Annotated in this window: 15 protein-coding genes; 10 read left to right on the top strand and 5 right to left on the bottom strand. The window is 74.1% G+C overall.

The genetic code is table 11. The features are described from left to right. Nucleotides 1-39: 39 nt before the first annotated feature. Nucleotides 40-1,161, bottom strand: a complete 1,122-nt coding sequence (rsgA, locus tag F8279_RS18935; protein WP_192580722.1) for a ribosome small subunit-dependent GTPase A — start codon at nt 1,159-1,161, stop codon at nt 40-42. Next, nucleotides 1,131-2,432 carry a 3-phosphoshikimate 1-carboxyvinyltransferase gene (gene aroA, locus F8279_RS18930; protein ID WP_091423248.1) on the bottom strand — a complete coding sequence of 434 codons (1,302 nt, stop codon included), beginning with the start codon at nt 2,430-2,432 and terminating at the stop codon, nt 1,131-1,133. Before aroA ends, rsgA begins: the two co-directional genes overlap by 31 nt. Nucleotides 2,433-2,534: 102 nt before the next feature. On the opposite strand from aroA, the gene F8279_RS18925 reads away from it, so the two are divergent. The 7 genes from F8279_RS18925 to F8279_RS18895 all read left to right on the top strand — a co-directional run bounded on the left by F8279_RS18925 (nt 2,535) and on the right by F8279_RS18895 (nt 6,999). After that, nucleotides 2,535-3,242, top strand: a complete 708-nt coding sequence (locus F8279_RS18925) for an SOS response-associated peptidase (RefSeq protein WP_151500627.1) — start codon at nt 2,535-2,537, stop codon at nt 3,240-3,242. A gap of 213 nt (nt 3,243-3,455) precedes the next feature. Beyond that, on the top strand, nt 3,456-3,848 hold the full coding sequence (locus F8279_RS18920; protein WP_013288375.1) for a WhiB family transcriptional regulator: 393 nt from the start codon (nt 3,456-3,458) through the stop codon (nt 3,846-3,848). Nucleotides 3,849-3,946: 98 nt separating this feature from the next. Then, nucleotides 3,947-4,558, top strand: a complete 612-nt coding sequence (locus F8279_RS18915) for an alpha/beta family hydrolase (RefSeq protein WP_151500626.1) — start codon at nt 3,947-3,949, stop codon at nt 4,556-4,558. A 225-nt stretch (nt 4,559-4,783) separates the two neighbouring features. After that, on the top strand, nt 4,784-5,593 hold the full coding sequence (locus F8279_RS18910) for a sigma-70 family RNA polymerase sigma factor (RefSeq protein WP_151500625.1): 810 nt from the start codon (nt 4,784-4,786) through the stop codon (nt 5,591-5,593). A 2-nt stretch (nt 5,594-5,595) separates the two neighbouring features. Next, nucleotides 5,596-5,883, top strand: a complete 288-nt coding sequence (gene rsrA / locus F8279_RS18905) for a mycothiol system anti-sigma-R factor (protein WP_026267729.1) — start codon at nt 5,596-5,598, stop codon at nt 5,881-5,883. Nucleotides 5,884-6,274: 391 nt separating this feature from the next. After that, the gene (locus F8279_RS18900) at nt 6,275-6,490 is read left to right on the top strand and encodes a biotin/lipoyl-binding carrier protein (protein WP_013288370.1); all 216 of its coding nucleotides are present in this window, start codon (nt 6,275-6,277) and stop codon (nt 6,488-6,490) included. Then, complete coding sequence (locus F8279_RS18895; RefSeq protein WP_091422302.1) at nt 6,487-6,999, top strand: GNAT family N-acetyltransferase; 513 nt, start codon at nt 6,487-6,489, stop codon at nt 6,997-6,999. Before F8279_RS18900 ends, F8279_RS18895 begins: the two co-directional genes overlap by 4 nt. 47 nt (nt 7,000-7,046) lie before the next feature. Here the strand turns inward: F8279_RS18895 and F8279_RS18890 are convergent, their stop codons facing one another. Further along, on the bottom strand, nt 7,047-7,622 hold the full coding sequence (locus F8279_RS18890) for a TetR/AcrR family transcriptional regulator (RefSeq protein WP_091422306.1): 576 nt from the start codon (nt 7,620-7,622) through the stop codon (nt 7,047-7,049). Between the two features lie 119 nt (nt 7,623-7,741). Between F8279_RS18890 and F8279_RS18885 the strand changes: the two genes are divergently transcribed. Next, nucleotides 7,742-9,334: an MDR family MFS transporter gene (locus F8279_RS18885; protein ID WP_091422309.1), complete on the top strand. Its 1,593-nt coding sequence runs from the start codon at nt 7,742-7,744 to the stop codon at nt 9,332-9,334. 70 nt (nt 9,335-9,404) lie between these two features. Here the strand turns inward: F8279_RS18885 and F8279_RS18880 are convergent, their stop codons facing one another. Next, nucleotides 9,405-11,006: a tetratricopeptide repeat protein gene (locus F8279_RS18880; protein WP_091422311.1), complete on the bottom strand. Its 1,602-nt coding sequence runs from the start codon at nt 11,004-11,006 to the stop codon at nt 9,405-9,407. 185 nt (nt 11,007-11,191) lie between these two features. On the opposite strand from F8279_RS18880, the gene F8279_RS18875 reads away from it, so the two are divergent. Both F8279_RS18875 and F8279_RS18870 read left to right on the top strand, forming a co-directional pair. Further along, complete coding sequence (locus F8279_RS18875; RefSeq protein WP_091422314.1) at nt 11,192-12,220, top strand: SIS domain-containing protein; 1,029 nt, start codon at nt 11,192-11,194, stop codon at nt 12,218-12,220. A 25-nt stretch (nt 12,221-12,245) separates the two neighbouring features. After that, entirely contained in the window at nt 12,246-13,838 is a 1,593-nt protein-coding gene (locus F8279_RS18870; RefSeq protein WP_091422317.1) for a PAS domain-containing sensor histidine kinase, read from the top strand. Here the strand turns inward: F8279_RS18870 and F8279_RS18865 are convergent. Next, the gene (locus tag F8279_RS18865; protein ID WP_151500624.1) at nt 13,813-15,360 is read right to left on the bottom strand and encodes a glycosyltransferase family 39 protein; all 1,548 of its coding nucleotides are present in this window, start codon (nt 15,358-15,360) and stop codon (nt 13,813-13,815) included. The two genes, F8279_RS18870 and F8279_RS18865, sit on opposite strands and share 26 nt — an antisense overlap. Between the last annotated feature and the right edge of the window lie 78 nt (nt 15,361-15,438).

Genomic DNA, 15,438 nt, shown 5'->3' with positions numbered 1-15,438 from the left:
GGCCCGGCCTGCGACGGCGGGTCGCCGCCGGTCCGCCGGTCAGGAACCGGCGAGCGGGTCGCCGGGGTTGCGCTCCGGCTCACGCGGGTCGCCCTCGCCGCTGCGCGAGGCCAGCAACCGGCGGTACGAGGCGAGCCGGCGCGCGTCCGCCTTCCCGGCGGCCACCCAGGCGTCGAGCGCGCAGTCCGCCTCGTCCGCGGTGTGCGGGCAGTTGGCGGGGCAGTCCACTGTCGCCTCGACCAGGTCGGGGAAGCCGTGCAGCAGGCTCTCGGCGGACACGTGCGCCAGTCCGAAGCTGCGTACCCCGGGGGTGTCGACGATCCAGCCGGTGTCGCCGCCGGGCTCGGCGGGCAGGCGCAGCGCCACCGCGCTGGTCGAGGTGTGCCGGCCCCGGCCGATCGCGCTGACCGTGCCGACCGCCCGTTCGGCGTCCGGGACGAGGCGGTTGACCAGCGTCGACTTGCCCACCCCGGAGTGACCCACCATCACCGAGACCCGGCCCGCGAGCAGTGCCCGCAACGCGGCCAGGTCGGAGTCCGGGCGGATCAGCACGTACGGCAGCTCCAGCTCGGTGTAGTAGCCGAGCACCGCCTCCGGGCCGGCCAGGTCGGCCTTGGTGAGGCAGAGCAGCGGCTCGATGTCGGCGTCGTACGCGGCCACCAGGCAGCGGTCGATGAACCCGGTACGCGGCGGCGGGTCGGCGAGCGCGCTGACGATCACCAACTGGTCGGCGTTCGCCACCACGACCCGTTCCAGCCGCCCCTCGGCGGTGGTCTCGTCGTCGTCGGCGGTACGCCGCAGCACCGACGTCCGCTCGGCGATGCGCACGATGCGGGCGAGCGCGCCCGGCGCCCCGGAGCTGTCCCCGACCAGCCCCACCCGGTCGCCCACCACCACCGACTTGCGTCCCAGCTCGCGGGCGCGCATGGCGGTCACGAGCGGCGCGTCGGGCCCGGCCCCGGACAGCACGCAGGTGTAGCGGCCCCGGTCGACGGCGATGACGAAGCCCTCGACGGCGTCGGCGTGGCGGGGCCGGGTGCGCGTTCGCGGGCGCGACGACCGGCCCGGCCGGACCCGGACGTCGTCCTCGTCGTACTCACGCCGCTTCGTCGCCAGGACGTCCCCCGCTCTCAGTTCTTGCCGGTCACCATCCCCGACCATAGTGCCGGGAACTCGGGCATGGTCTTGGAGGTGCACGCCACGTCGTCGACCTCGATGCCGGGGACGGCCAGCCCGGCCACCGCGGCGGCGTGCGCCATCCGGTGGTCGGCGTACGTGCGGAACGTCCCGCCGCGCAGCGGGCGGGGCCGGATGTCCAGCCCGTCGCGGGTCTCGGTGATGTCCGCGCCGAGCGCGGTGAACTCCTTGGCGAGCGCGGTGACCCGGTCGGTCTCGTGGCCGCGGATGTGGCCGATGCCGGTGAGGCGGGACGGGCCGTCGGCGAGCAGCGTGAGCGCGGTCAGCACCGGGGTCAGCTCGCCGACGTCGGAGAGGTCGGCGTCGAGCCCGCGCACCGTGCCGGTGCCCCGGACGGTCAGGCCGTCGGTGCCGAGGCTCACCTCGCCGCCCATCCGGTGCAGCAGCTCCCGGAGCCGCTCGACCGGCTGGAGGCTGCTGCGCGGCCAGCCCTGCAGCGTCACCTCACCGCCGGTGACCAGGGCGGCGGCGAAGAACGGCGCGGCGCCGGACAGGTCCGGCTCGATCTCCCAGCCGCGCCCGGACAGCGGGCCCGGCTCGACCGTCCACACGTCGGGCGTGGTGTCGTCGACGGCGGCGCCGGCGGCGCGCAGCATCTGCACCGTCATCCGCACGTGTGGCGCGGACGGCACCGGCGGCCCCTCGTGCCGGACCACGACACCCCGGTCGAAGCGCGGCGCGGCGAGCAGCAGCCCGGAGACGAGCTGGCTGGAGGCGGAGGCGTCGATCACCACGTCGCCGCCTGTCACCCGGCCCGCGCCGAGCACGACGAGCGGCAGGCTGCCGACCGGGGGCGCGTCGATGCGGACGCCGAGCGCGCGCAGCGCGCCGATCAGCGGCCCGAGCGGGCGGGTCCGGGCGTGCGGGTCGCCGTCGAACGTGACCCGCCCGGCGGCCAGCCCGGCCACCGGGGGCAGGAAGCGCATCACGGTGCCGGCCAGGCCGACGTCGACGTGCGCCGGGCCGGCCAGCGGATAGGGACGGACCAGCCAGCGGTCGTCGTCCGAGACGGACATGTGCGCGCCCAGCGCGCGCAGGCCGCCGGCCATCAGTTCGGTGTCCCGGGCGCGCAGCGGCCGGGCGAGTGTCGACGGCCCGCCGGCGAGCGCGCCGAGCACCAGGGCCCGGGCGGTCATCGACTTGGAGCCGGGCAGGCGCAGCGTCGCGGCGACCGGGTCGCTCGCGGTCGGCGCGGTCCACGGCTGCGGCGGACGCGTCGCGGTCGGATTGCTCACGGTCACATTCTGCCAAGCTCGCGGGCCGGTGGGGCCATCCGCCGCCGCTGCTCCCGTTGGGCGGGACAGCCGGAACGTCCGGATGCGGCTAGCGTGGGCGCCATGTGCGGGAGGTACGCCACGACCCGGAGCGCCGCCGACCTGAGCGCGATGTTCTCCTCGGCCGACGAGACCGGCGGGGTCGCGCCGGACTACAACGTCGCGCCGACCGACCCGGTGCCGCTGGTCCGGCTCGCCCCGGAGGGGCACCGGCTGCTCTCCCTCGGCCGCTGGGGCCTGCTCCCGCAGTGGTCGCGCAGCGCCGCCGGGGCCGCCCGCATGATCAACGCGCGGGCCGAGACGGTCGCCACCAGCCGGGCGTACGCGCCGTCCTTCGCCCGCCGCCGCTGCCTGGTCCCCGCCGACGGGTGGTACGAGTGGGTCCGCCTCGCCGACGGCCGGCGCCAGCCCTACTTCATGACCCCGCGGGACGGCTCGGTCCTGGCCTTCGCCGGCATCTGGTCGGTGTGGGAGTCGGCCGGTGCGGCCCGGCTCACGTTCAGCGTGCTCACCACCGCTGCGGTCGGCGAGCTGGCCGAGGTGCACGACCGGATGCCGCTGCTGCTGTCGCCGGAGCGCTGGGCGGGATGGCTCGGCCCGGTCGAGGAGCCGGCGGAACTGCTCACGCCGCCGGACGCCGGCCTGCTCGGCGGGCTGGAGATCCGGCCCGTCTCCCGGGCCGTGGGGGATGTCCGCAACGACGGCCCGGAGTTGATCGCGCCGGTGGCTCCGGCGGGTGTCGAGACGGCCGCCGGACCGACGCTGTTCTGATCACGCTCCGCCACATTTGCGTGTACCCGTTTGTCGGGGTTGGGCCGCAAAAGTCGCCCGGACGTTCAGTCAGTTTCATCGAAGACTCTTGTCCTTACGCATGCGAATGCGATAGAACACAGCGCCGGTGATGGGCGTCTGTTCGCACGGGGCGGATGACACCCATCGATCTTGTAAAGATCTACGCCGGTTCCCACGGGGGAGGTGGGTGTATTGACACGGGCACGTATGCCGCGTCCGCACGAGGTAGCCGCCGCGCGGCGCGATCCGCGACTGCTGCGGGCGCTGAGCGAACGACGCCAGGACGACGCGTGGCGCACCAGGGGCACCTGTCAGAACGTCGATCCGGAGACGTTCTTTCCGGCACCGAACGAACCGGCCGACGCGGCGGTGGCGCTCTGCCGCACCTGCGACGTCCAGGGCTCCTGCCTGGCCTGGGCCCTGGAAGTGGGCGACTGCCACGGCGTCTGGGGCGGCACCACGCCGCGTGAGCGGCGCGCCATGCTGGTGGCCTGGCGCAGCGAGGTGCAGCCGGATCCGGACGCGCTCGACGACGCCGGCCCGCCGGTGCGCGACCGCCTGCTCACGCTGGTTCCGCTGAGCTGATCACGACGTCGCCCGTGGCCCGCTCCGGCAGGCCGCGGGCGACGTCCGTTTCCGCGCCCGAGCACCGGCGAACCGGCCGGCCCGCGCAGAATGAGCCGGTGCGGCACGACGACGACATCGACACACCACGTGGGCCCGCCCGGCTCCGGTTCGACCCACCCGCCGACGGCACGACGGTGCTGGTGCTCGGCCACGGCGCCGGCGGTGACGTGGACGCGCCCGACCTGACCGCCGTGCGGGACGCGGTACTCGCCGCCGGGGCCGGGGTGGCCCTGGTGACCCAGCCGTACCGGGTCGCCGGGCGACGCGCGCCCGCTCCCGCCGGGCACCTCGACGAGGCGTGGACGGCGGTGCTGGCCGAACTGCGCCGGCGCGCCCCGCGGGTGCGCCACTGGGTGGTCGGGGGCCGTTCCAGCGGCGCCCGGGTGGCCTGCCGTACCGCCGCCGCCGTCGGGGCGGCCGCAGTGGTGGCGCTGGCGTTCCCGCTGCACCCGCCGGGACGACCGGAGCGCTCCCGGGCCGGGGAGCTGCTCACCGGGCTGCCCACCCTCGTCGTCAACGGCGACCGGGATCCGTTCGGCGTACCCGAGCCGGGCCCCGGCATCGAGGTCGTGGTCCGGCCGGGGGAGCGCCACGACCTGCGCGGCGATCCGGCCGGCACGGCCGCCGTGGTGCGGGACTGGCTGCGCGTACACGGGTGGTCGTCCTGACCGGGCGGCGCGCCGTGACCGTCCGCCGCGGCGGGTCGTTGCACCGGTTGGTGCCGGCCGCCCGGTTCGGGCGCGCCGGGGCCACCCTCCCAGGCCCTTCCTGGTCCCAGCGTCGGTCGCGGCCGAGGCCGGGACCAGGATCGGGTGGGGCGGAGGAATGCCGCACCCCACACCTCGCGTTACCTCCCTTGGACGACGACAGAGCCAGCGCGAGGGGGGTGACCGGTGCCGATCGAGACACGGAGCCGGGAACGGGACGAACGGGACGAGCGCCAGCTCCGGCGGCTGCTCGACGCGCCGGAGTGGCCCGCGGCGGCGTCGGTCGTGAGCACCGGCACACACTCCGGAAGTGAATCTGCCGGCAAGCGGGTACGCGTATCCTCGGCGGGAAAGCATCCGACGCGAGGGGATGTGCGGTTGACCACCGAGAAGACGGACGAGCGCAGGGCCCGCTTCGAGCGGGACGCGATGCCCTTCGTCGATCAGCTCTACGCTGCCGGACTGCGGATGACCCGCAACCCGGCCGACGCGGAGGACCTGGTTCAGGAGACGTACCTGAAGGCGTACGCCGCCTTCCACCAGTTCGAGCAGGGCACGAACCTGAAGGCCTGGCTCTACCGGATCCTGACCAACACCTACATCAACACCTACCGCAAGCGGCAGCGCCAGCCCATCCAGGCGCCGACCGAGGAGATCACCGACTGGCAGCTCGCCGAGGCGGAGTCGCACACGTCCAGCGGCCTGCGCTCGGCCGAGACGGAGGCGCTCGACCGGCTGCCGGACAGCGACGTCAAGGAGGCCCTCCAGCAGTTGCCGGAGGAGTTCCGCCTGGCCGTCTATCTGACCGACGTCGAGGGCTTCTCCTACAAGGAGGTCGCCGACATCATGGGCACGCCGATCGGCACCGTGATGTCCCGTCTGCACCGTGGCCGACGTAATCTGCGCAAACTGCTGGAGCAGTACGCGGCGGAGCGGGGTTTCAGCGCCGCGTCGTCGAAGAAGGGTTCGACCGCCGCCGCCGGCCGGGAGGTGTGACCGTGAGCTGTGGACAACCGCACGAGACGGACTGCCGCGAGGTGCTCGCCGAGGTCTACCTCTACCTCGACCTGGAGTGCGCCGAGGAGCGCCGGGTCCTGATCCGGCACCACCTGGACGAGTGCGGGCCGTGCCTGCGCGAGTACGGCATCGAGCAGGAGGTCAAGGCGCTCGTGGCCCGCTGCTGCGGCAACGAGGCGGCGCCGGAGAAGCTGCGCGAGCGGCTGCGGCTGCGGCTGACCGAGCTGGTGGTCTTCGAGACCACCGAGTCCCGCGAGTTGGCCGACTGACTTACGACGGAACGGCCCGGGTCCTGCGGACCCGGGCCGTTCCGCGTGTCCGGCGCGTACGCCGGGGCGATCCGATGATCAGGAGTTGGGGCGCTTGCCGTGGTTGGCGGCGCTCTTCTTACGGGCCTTCTTCTTGCGGGCCTTCTTCGCCATGCTCTGCCTCCTTGTGCTGGTCACTGTTCCGTCCGCGGCTGGGCGCGGCGGAGGTCGCGGTGTGGCCCCTCCGGGCTCGCCGGTGGCCGACCCGCACGATGCTAGTGCCGTCACCGCCCGCCGGGGCGCGGCGGGGCGGATCGCGCGGCGGTGGTGCGCGGCCCGGCGTGACCGGCGTCATGATTGGATACCGTTCGCAGGATTGTCGGGGAGCTGTCGGGGAGAGGGAGGGCCGGAGATGGCCGAGGAGATCCGCGCCGAAATGGTGGCGAACGTCTGGAAGGTCGTCGTGTCGGCCGGCGACACGGTGTCCGAGGGCGACACCCTCGTCATCCTGGAGTCGATGAAGATGGAGATCCCGGTGGTCGCCGAGTCCGACGGCGTGGTGCAGAAGCTGGCGGTCAACGAGGGTGACGTGGTGCAGGACGGCGACCTGATCGCGGAGATCGGTTGACCGGCCTGCGGGTACGCCGCGCCGAGCCGGCTGACTTCCCGGCCGTGGCCCGGCTGACCGTCGCCGCGTACGAGGCGGACGGCCAGCTCAAGGACGAGAGCGGGTACGCGCCGGTGCTCGCCGACGTGGCGACCCGCGCCGAGACCGGCGAGGTGCTGGTGGCCGTCGACGACGCCACCGGTCAGGTGCTCGGCGCGGTGACGTTCGTGCTGCCGGGGACCCCGTACGCCGAACTCGCCGGCCCGGGGGAGGCCGAGTTCCGGATGCTCGCTGTGGATCCGGCCGCCCAGGGCCGGGGTGCCGGCGCCGCGCTCGCGGCCGCGTGTGTGGCGCGCGCGACGGAGCTGGGCTGCACGGCCGTGGTGATCTGCGTACGCGCCGGGATGGCGGCGAGCGCCCATCGCCTCTACGAGCGGCTCGGTTTCGTCAGGTACCCGGAGAAGGACTGGACCCCGCTGCCCGGTATCGACCTGCGCGGCCTGCGGCTGGACCTGACCCGGGCAGGCTGAATCCGGCCGCGGCCGGCTGAATCTCACCGCGGCTGACGCGGCGCGGCTCAGCCCTGGCCGTTCTCGCCGATCTTGGCGAGCAGTTCGTCGGCCACCTGGAGCGCGATCCGCTTGCGCTCGTCGTCGGTGATGCCCGGCGCGCGTACCGCGAACCAGCTGCTGTGCACCGCGAACAGCGTGAGCGCGGCGCGGAGCTGGGCGGCGGGTGACTCGTCGCCCCGGCACAGCTCGTGGGCCAGCCGCATCATCCGGTTGCGCATCTGCTGGCCGGCGACCAGGCTCTTGAGCACTGTCTGGTTCTGCTCGAAGAAGCGCATCACCTGGGGCAGGTCGCCGGCGAACATGCTGTCGGCGTACCGGCTGATCAGGGCGCGCCGGGTCGCCAGCGTGGGCGGCTGGTCGGCGGCCCAGGCGATCAGCTCGTCCATGCGGCGCAGCCGGTCGTCGACCAGGCTGGTGACGATCTCGTCCTTGCTCTTGAAGTGGTAGTAGAGCGCCGCCTTGGTCACACCCAGCCGCTCGGCGATCTCCCGCAGTGACGTCTTCTCGTAGCCGTGCTCGGTGAAGAGTTCCAAGGCGACGGCCTGGATCCGCTGCCGCGTGCCACCTGTGGTCTCCCTCACCGGCCGACATCCTTTCAATCCGCTTGACGTGCGCCCGTCATGAGCTTACCGTCCGGCTAGTAAGCAAACTAGCCGGGCGGCAAGTAAGTCGATCATCCGATCTGCGGGGGAGCCTACCGATGAGTCAACCAGCCCAGGTGATCACGAGACCCAATGTCCGGGTCGTCCTGTTCGGTCTGATGATCGCGATGATGCTCGCGATGCTCGACAACATGATCGTCAGCACCGCGCTGCCGCGGATCGTCTTCGAGTTCGGCGGCGCCGACCACTTCACCTGGGTGGTCACCGCGTACGTGCTGGGCACGACCGTCTCCACGCCGATCTGGGGCAAGCTCGGCGACCTCTACGGCCGCAAGACCGTCTTCCTCACCGCTGTGGTCGTGTTCCTGGTCGGCTCCGCGCTCTGCGGCATGTCCGGCTCCGGCGTCTTCGGCGGCACCGACACCGGCATGATCGAGCTGATCGCGTTCCGCGCCGTCCAGGGCCTCGGCGCGGGTGGCCTGATGGTCGGCGTCATGGCGATCATCGGTGACCTGGTCCCGCCGCGTGAGCGGGGCCGCTACCAGGGCATGATCGCCGGCATCATGGCCATCGCCATGGTCGCCGGGCCGCTCGTCGGTGGCTTCATCACCGACCACCTCTCCTGGCGCTGGGCGTTCTACGTCAACCTGCCGCTGGGCGGCGCGGCGCTGCTGGTCCTCGCCACCACCATGCACCTGCCGAAGTACCGCACCGAACACAAGATCGACTGGTTGGGCGCGGCGCTGCTGTCCGTCGGCATCACCGCGATCGTGCTGGTGACCACGTGGGGCGGCAACGAGTACGACTGGGTCTCGCCGCAGATCCTCGGCCTGGCCGTGCTGGCGGTGCTGGCGCTCGGCGTGTTCGCGCTGGTCGAGCGCCGCGCGCCGGAGCCGATCCTGCCGCTGAGCCTGTTCACCAACCGCAACTTCGCGCTGATCTCGGTGATCGGTTTCCTGCTCGGCTTCGCCATGTTCGGCGCGATGAACTTCCTGCCGCTCTACCAGCAGACCGTCCAGGGCGCCTCGGCCACCAACAGCGGACTGCTGCTGCTCCCGCTGATGTTCGGCATGCTCGTGGTGTCGCTCGTGGTGGGCCGGACCATCACCAGGACCGGCCGCTACCGCGTCTTCCCGATCGTCGGCGGCGTGGTGATGGCCGCCGGGATGGGCCTGCTCAGCCTGCTGGACGTGGACACCAGCAAGACGCAGTCCTCGCTCTACATGATCGTGCTCGGCGTCGGCATGGGCTTCCTCATGCAGACCTCGATGCTGATCGCGCAGAACAGCGTGGAACAGAAGGACCTCGGCGCGGCCAGCGGCGCCGCCACCTTCTTCCGGTCCATCGGCGGCTCGTTCGGCGTCTCCCTCTTCGGCGCGATCTTCGCCAACCGCCTGGCCGACTCGGCGGCCGGTCCCGCGTTCGCGGGCTCGGGCGGTGGTGAGGGCGGCGCGATGGACCTGGAGGCCCTCAAGAAGCTCACCGGCCCGATGCGCGAGGCGGTGCTCGGCGGCCTCTCCGACGCGATCTCGCACGTCTTCTTCTGGGCCGTCCTCTTCACGGTGGCCGTACCGGTGCTCGCCTGGTTCATCAAGGAGGTGCCGCTGCGCGCGACTAACGACGTGCCGCCTGCCGGCGCCACCCCGGAGGACCAGGCCGAGGCCGCGCTCGGCAAGGCCCCCGTCGCCTGACACGCCGTCCGTCGCGGCCCCGCCACCCCTGAGGGGTACGCGGGGCCGCGCCGTGTCTGCCGCTGCGCGGTCAGCCGCGGCGGAACAGGGCGGTGAGCCGTCGCCAGAGACGCCGCAGCGGGCCGCCCTCGGCACCGGCGATCAGCCGGTCGGCGGTGGCGCGTGTCGCCGCGTCGAGCGCCGGGGTGGCACGCGCCAGGTACGCCAGCGACACCGCCACCGGGGTACGGCGGACCGGCCCGGTTGCCACCCCGGCGATCCGCCCGGCCACCAGCGCGGCCACGTCGGTGCGGGTGTCCGGGTGCACCCAGGCGGCGGTGACCAGGGCGAACAGTGCCGCCTCGGCGGCCGGGCCGAGATCGCCGGCGGCCAGTTCCCCCAGCACCCGCCGCCGGGTCGACCGCTCCCACGGCTCGTCGGTGCGGTGGTGCAGCAGGCCGAGGCAGGCCCAGACCTGCGCGCAGCGCGTCCACAAGGCCGGATCCTGCCCGCCGAGCACCCGGCCCAGCGCGGTCGCCGGCGCCTCCGGCGGGTGTGCCAGCAGGGCGAGCAGGTCGGCGAGGTCCAGTGTGGCCAGCCCGACCGCGGCGTCGTACGCGGCCGGCGGGTGCGCCCAGGCGGGGTGCGCGAGCTGCTGGAGCCGCCGTGCCGCGGCCGCCGAGGGGGCGGGACCGTCCGGGGCCGGGTCCTCGTCGCCCGCCGGGGTCACCTGCCCGAGCCAGGGGCGCCCTCGGCAGCACTCGGCGAGGTCACCGTGCTCGTGCGTGTCGTCCGGGTGGTCGCGGACGAAGTCGGCGAGCGCCACCAGGTGGTCCACGTCCCCGTCGCGCAGGTAGCGCAGCCGGTGCGCGGTGTGCACGGCGCAGTCGAACGCCGGATCCCTCGCCAGCGCCCGGTCGACCCAGCCCAGCGCCGCGTCGAGCCGGCCGTGGTCGGCCAGCGTGCCGGCGATGTCCGCGTAGACCGCGAGGTCGTCGGGGTCGAGCGCGACAGCGCGTTCCAGTGCGGCGAGCGCTTCGGCGGTCCGGCCGGCGCTGCGGTACGCGTACCCGAGCCACACCTCGCCGAGTTTGGTGGGCTGCGCGCGTACCCCCCGGGTGGCCCAGGTGACGGCGAGGGTGACGTCACCGAGGCGCCGGGCCAGCGCGGACGCCGCGCCCAGCAGCAGCGGATGGGCCGGATGGACGGTGATCGCGTTGCGGGCCAGCGTGAGGTACGGCGCGAGCGGCTCGCGCAGCCGGCGCGGCGCGGGGTCCGGCGCCGCCGCGCAGACCTGCATGAGGATCCGGGCGGTGCGCTCGGGATCGAGACGTTCCGGCAGGTCGGCGGCGGTCACCCAGGGCACGGCGGCCCAGGGCGCGGCGGGCGCGTAGCCGGTGGCGGCGGCCAGAAGGTCGAGTCCCTCGGCGGGACGGCCGGCGGCGGCGAGCAGGTGTGCGCGGGCTACCACGGCGCCGACGAACGCCTGCTGGCCGAGCGGGAAGAGGTCGAGGTCGCCGCCGCTCGCCGCGTTCAGCCGGGCGAGCGTCTCGTGCGCCTCGGGCAGCGTGGGGGAGCGGACCAGCGCGGCGGCCACGTGGTCGGCGGCGTGCCGCAGGTCGCCCTCGCCCAGTGCCAGCCGGGCCAGCGCGAGTTCCTCCTCCGCGGAGAGCGCGGCGTCGTCCTCGGGCACGTCGTCCTCTCGCCGGGGTCGGTCGGTCAGCCGGGCAAGCCTAGGGGATCTTCCGTCGATTAGTGATCCACTGCGCACTCCTGCTCGTTGCGTTGATTGATACCGCTTAAACGTGCAAGACTGAGCATCGAACGCGCGGGAAACGCGCAGAAGGAGGTTCTGGAGTGACGCGTCCAGGGGCCGGTATGGCCGCCGACATCGACGAGCAGCCGGCCGGTTACGAGCGTCTGCTCTCCACCGAGCACGCGGCGGCCATCGCCGAGGTGGCGGCCGTCGTCGCCGAACGCCGCCCCCGGCACGTGGTCTTCACCGCCCGCGGCACCTCCGACCACGCCGCGCTCTACGCGGCCTACCTGACCGAGATCCGCCTCGGGCTGCCCGCCGGGCTGGCCTCACCGAGCGCGATCACCGTCTTCGGCGCCCGGCCCGACCTCTCCGACGCGCTCGTCGTCGGCGTCAGCCAGAGCGGCGGCTCGCCCGACCTGGCCGAGGTGCTACGGGTCGCCCGCGCCTCCGGCGCGCTCACCCTCGCGGTCACCAACAACCCCGGCTCGCCGCTGGTGGAGACCGCCGAACTGAGCGTCGACATCGCCGCCGGCCACGAGCGCGCCGTCGCCGCCACCAAGACCTACACCGCCGAGCTGCTCGCGCTGCTCATGCTCATCGAGGGCGTACGCGCCGGCGACGGCGTGCTGCCCGCCGAGGAGCGCGCCGCCCTGAGCCGCCTGCCCGAGCTGGCCGCGCAGACACTCGCCGACGACACCCCGGCCCGGCTCGCCCCGCGCTACCGGTTCGCCGCCCAGCTCGTCACCACCGGCCGGGGCTACGCGTACCCGACCGCCCGGGAGGCGGCGCTGAAGCTGATGGAGACCTCGTACCTCCCGGCGCTCGCCTTCTCCGGCGCCGACCTGCTGCACGGCCCGCTCGCCATGACCGACCCGGACGTCCCGGTGCTCGCCGTGGTCGGCTCCGGCCCCGGCGGCACGTCCATGCGCGAGGTGCTGCCCCGCCTCGGCGAGCGCCGCGCCGACGTGGTCGTGGTCGGCTCCGCCGAGGTCGGCGAGACCCGGATGGCGGTGCCCGAGGTCGACGAGCGGTACGCGCCGCTGCTCGACATCCTGCCGCTGCAACGGCTCGCGCTGTCCCTGGCGCTGGCCCGAGGCGAGGACCCGGACGCGCCGCGCGGCTTGAAGAAGGTCACGGCGACGATGTGAGGTCCGGCGTGGCACGCTGTGTGGCGTGTCCACCCTCCGTGACCTCGCCGAGGAGCACACCGCGCTCCGACCGGCCGACATCGACCACCTGCACCGGATCGCCGGCGACTGGCAGCTGCTGTCCGACCTGTCCTTCGCCGACCTGCTGCTCTGGGTGCCGGTGGACGGTGACGGCACGTTCCTCTGCGTGGCCCAGGTCCGTCCCACCACCGCGCCGACCGCCTACCTGGACGACCAGGTCGGGCGCATCGTCGGCGGGGCCGAGGTGGCCCACCTGGAGGTGGCCCACCGGCAGGGACGGATCTGGCGCGAGGGCGACCCGGTCTGGTACGGCGACGTCCCGGCCCGCCACGAGGCGATCCCGGTCCGGCTGCGCACCGGCGACGGTGAAGCCGGCGAGGTGATCGCCGTGGTGGGCCGGGACACCAACCTGTCCACCGCGCGCACCCCGAGCCAGCTCGAACTGAACTACCTGACCACGGCCGACGACCTCGCCCAGATGATCGCCGACGGCACGTTCCCGCCGCCCCGGCACCCGGGCGAGACCACCTCGGCGCCCCGCGTCGGCGACGGCCTGGTGCGGCTCGACGCCAACGGCAAGGTCACCTACGCCAGCCCGAACGCGCAGTCCGCGTACCGCCGCCTCGGCTACGCCTCCCACCTCGTCGGTGAGGACCTGGCCAAGCTGCACCGCCGGCTCGCCGGCGACCCCCTCGAAGGCACCGACGCGGGCAACGCCGTGCTGGCCGCGCTGCGCGGCGAGGCGCCACCCCGCCGGGAGATCGACGCGCGTGGCGCCACCATGCTCACCCGGGCGCTGCCGCTGATGCCCGCCGGAGTGCCGATCGGCGCGCTGGTGCTGGTCCGCGACATCACCGAGGTACGCCGACGCGACCGCGCCCTGATCACCAAGGACGCCACCATCCGGGAGATCCACCACCGGGTGAAGAACAACCTCCAGACCGTCGCCGCGCTGCTGCGCCTCCAGGCCCGGCGCGTCGCCATGCCCGAGGCGCGGGTGGCCCTCGAAGAGTCGGTACGCCGGGTCGCCTCGATCGCGCTCGTGCACGAGACGCTCTCCATGTCCAGCGACGAGGCGGTCGAGTTCGACGGCATCGTGGACCGCGTCGCCAGCGCCGCCACCGAGGTCGCCGCCACCGAGGTGAGCGTCGGGATGCGCCGCCGCGGCACCTTCGGCGTGCTGCCCGCCGAGATCGCCACCTCGCTGGTGATGGTGCTCAACGAGCTGCTGCTCAACGCCGTCGAGCACGGCTTCCCGCCGGCCGACGAGGAGGCCGCTGCCCCCGCGCCCGCGGACGCGCTCCGGCCCGAGGCCGAGGTCACCGCGCCCCGGCCCGAGGTGGTGGTCACCGCGCACCGGGCGCGCAAGCAACTGCACGTCTCGGTCACCGACAACGGCCGGGGACTGCCCGAACAGTTCGACGCCGAACGCGGCGGCAACCTGGGCCTGCAGATCGTCCGGGCGCTGGTCACCGGCGAGTTGCGCGGCACCATCGACCTGCGCAACAGCGCCGACGGCGGCACCGAGGCGGCCATCGTCGTACCGCTGGCCCGCGGCACCACCGACCGCCTCACCGGACGAGCAGGGCCACCGTGATCCCCGGGCGCGGCCACACCTGCCGCACCGTGTAGCCCGCGCGCAGCGCGTCGCCCTTCGCCCCCGGCACCGCCGCCAGCGGGTCCGCACGCCGGCCGGTGACCACCAGCCAGACCCGGTCCACCCCGGCCAGGCACCGCGCCGGGTCGTCGCACTCCACGGCCCAGAGGCTCGCGTCCTGACGCTGGTCGCGGACCACGAGCACGTCGCGCGGCAGCCTCGACCCCAGGTGGTACGCCATGCCGAGATCCGGGAACAGCCAACCGTCCCGGGGTGCGTAGACGATCGCGTCGCCCGGCCGCTGCCCGGCGCCGATGACGCCGGCCGCGCCCGCGTAGTCGACGGGGGAGCTGCGCGGCCACTCGTGGGTACGGCGCAGGGCCGCCTGATCGGGCAGCCCGAGCAGGCCCGCCAGCACCACGACCGCGAGTCCGGCCGCGAGCGGTCGCAGTGTCTTCTGTGGTGCCGTGATGTGCGAACCGGCCCGCGTTGTCCTCGCCGGTGCGGTCCGCGGCGCCCCCGCCGGTGCGGCGCCGGCCAGCAGGCAGGCGAACGGCACGGTGAAGACCAGGTAGCGGGTCACCCAGAGCGGCACCACCGTCCCGGCGGCGAACACCAGCAGCACCGGCAGCAGCACGGCGGCGGCGGGCAGCAGCGCCCGACGTCCCAGCCGGGCCGCGCCGAGCGCCGCGAGCGCGAGCACGAACCCGCCGACGGCGCCGCTCTGCGCCAGCGCGCCCGGTAGCGCCGCCAGGTCGGGCAGGCGCGCCGGATCCACCCAGTCGAGTTGCCGCCCACGCTGTCCCCGGGCCACGAGCGCCAGCGGCGTGACCAGCAGAACCGCGGGCAGCAGCGCCACCAGCCACCACGCGAACACGGCCGGCTTCCGCTGTGTGGCAGCCGAGTCCCGGTGGGCCGGGTCGTCGGAGTCGTCAGCGCGTGGCGGGTCGACGCCCGCGGCGGACGGGCCGTACGCGGCGACCAGTAGTACTACCACCGCGTGCGCGGCGAGCAGCGTGAGCGCGAGCAGATGGAACAGGCCGAGCGCGGCGACCGCAGCGGCGTACCCGGCCCAGCGCCACCGTCCCGGCCGGCGCAGCGCCTCGACCAGCAGCAGTGTGGCCAGCACGGCGAGCAGCGTCGCGAGGGCGTACGGGCGGGCCTCCTGGCCGTACCGCGAGGTGACCGGCAGCACCGCGAACAGCAGTCCGGCCAGCAGCCCGGCGCGGCGGCCGACCAGCACCGCGCCGAGGCGTGCGGTGAGCGCGGCCGCCACCGCCATGGCCAGCGCCGAGGGCAGCCGCAGTGCCGTCGGCGACGTGCCGGCCAGCGCGGTCCAGCCGTGCATGAGCAGGTAGTAGGGCCCGGTCGCGGCGTCGATGGTGCGGGTCGTCCGGACCAGGTCCGGTACCGGCCGGGTGGCGGCGCTCCAGGTGGCCAGCTCGTCCCGCCACGGCTGGGCGTGCCCGATGCCGGCCAGTGTCACCACGAGCGTGAGCAGTCCCGGAACCACCCACACCACCGGACCCGAACGGGCACGGCCAGGAACGGGCGCGAACCTCCTCACCCCCGCAGCGTCACACGCCGGTTGCCGTCACCC

This window comes from Micromonospora sp. AMSO1212t (assembly GCF_008868145.1).
Lineage (GTDB): Bacteria > Actinomycetota > Actinomycetes > Mycobacteriales > Micromonosporaceae > Micromonospora > Micromonospora tulbaghiae.
The sequence above is the reverse complement of the archived record's forward strand: the minus strand, read 5'-3'. Positions and strand labels throughout refer to the sequence as shown.

Bases quoted from the DNA above. Each gene is read 5' to 3' on its own strand.
- F8279_RS18900 (WP_013288370.1), top strand. From the start codon at position 6,275: ATGGCCGAGGAGATCCGCGCCGAAATGGTGGCGAACGTCTGGAAGGTC.
- rsgA (WP_192580722.1), bottom strand. From the start codon at position 1,161: ATGGTCGGGGATGGTGACCGGCAAGAACTGAGAGCGGGGGACGTCCTG.
- F8279_RS18885 (WP_091422309.1), top strand. From the start codon at position 7,742: ATGAGTCAACCAGCCCAGGTGATCACGAGACCCAATGTCCGGGTCGTC.
- F8279_RS18925 (WP_151500627.1), top strand. From the start codon at position 2,535: ATGTGCGGGAGGTACGCCACGACCCGGAGCGCCGCCGACCTGAGCGCG.
- F8279_RS18875 (WP_091422314.1), top strand. From the start codon at position 11,192: ATGGCCGCCGACATCGACGAGCAGCCGGCCGGTTACGAGCGTCTGCTC.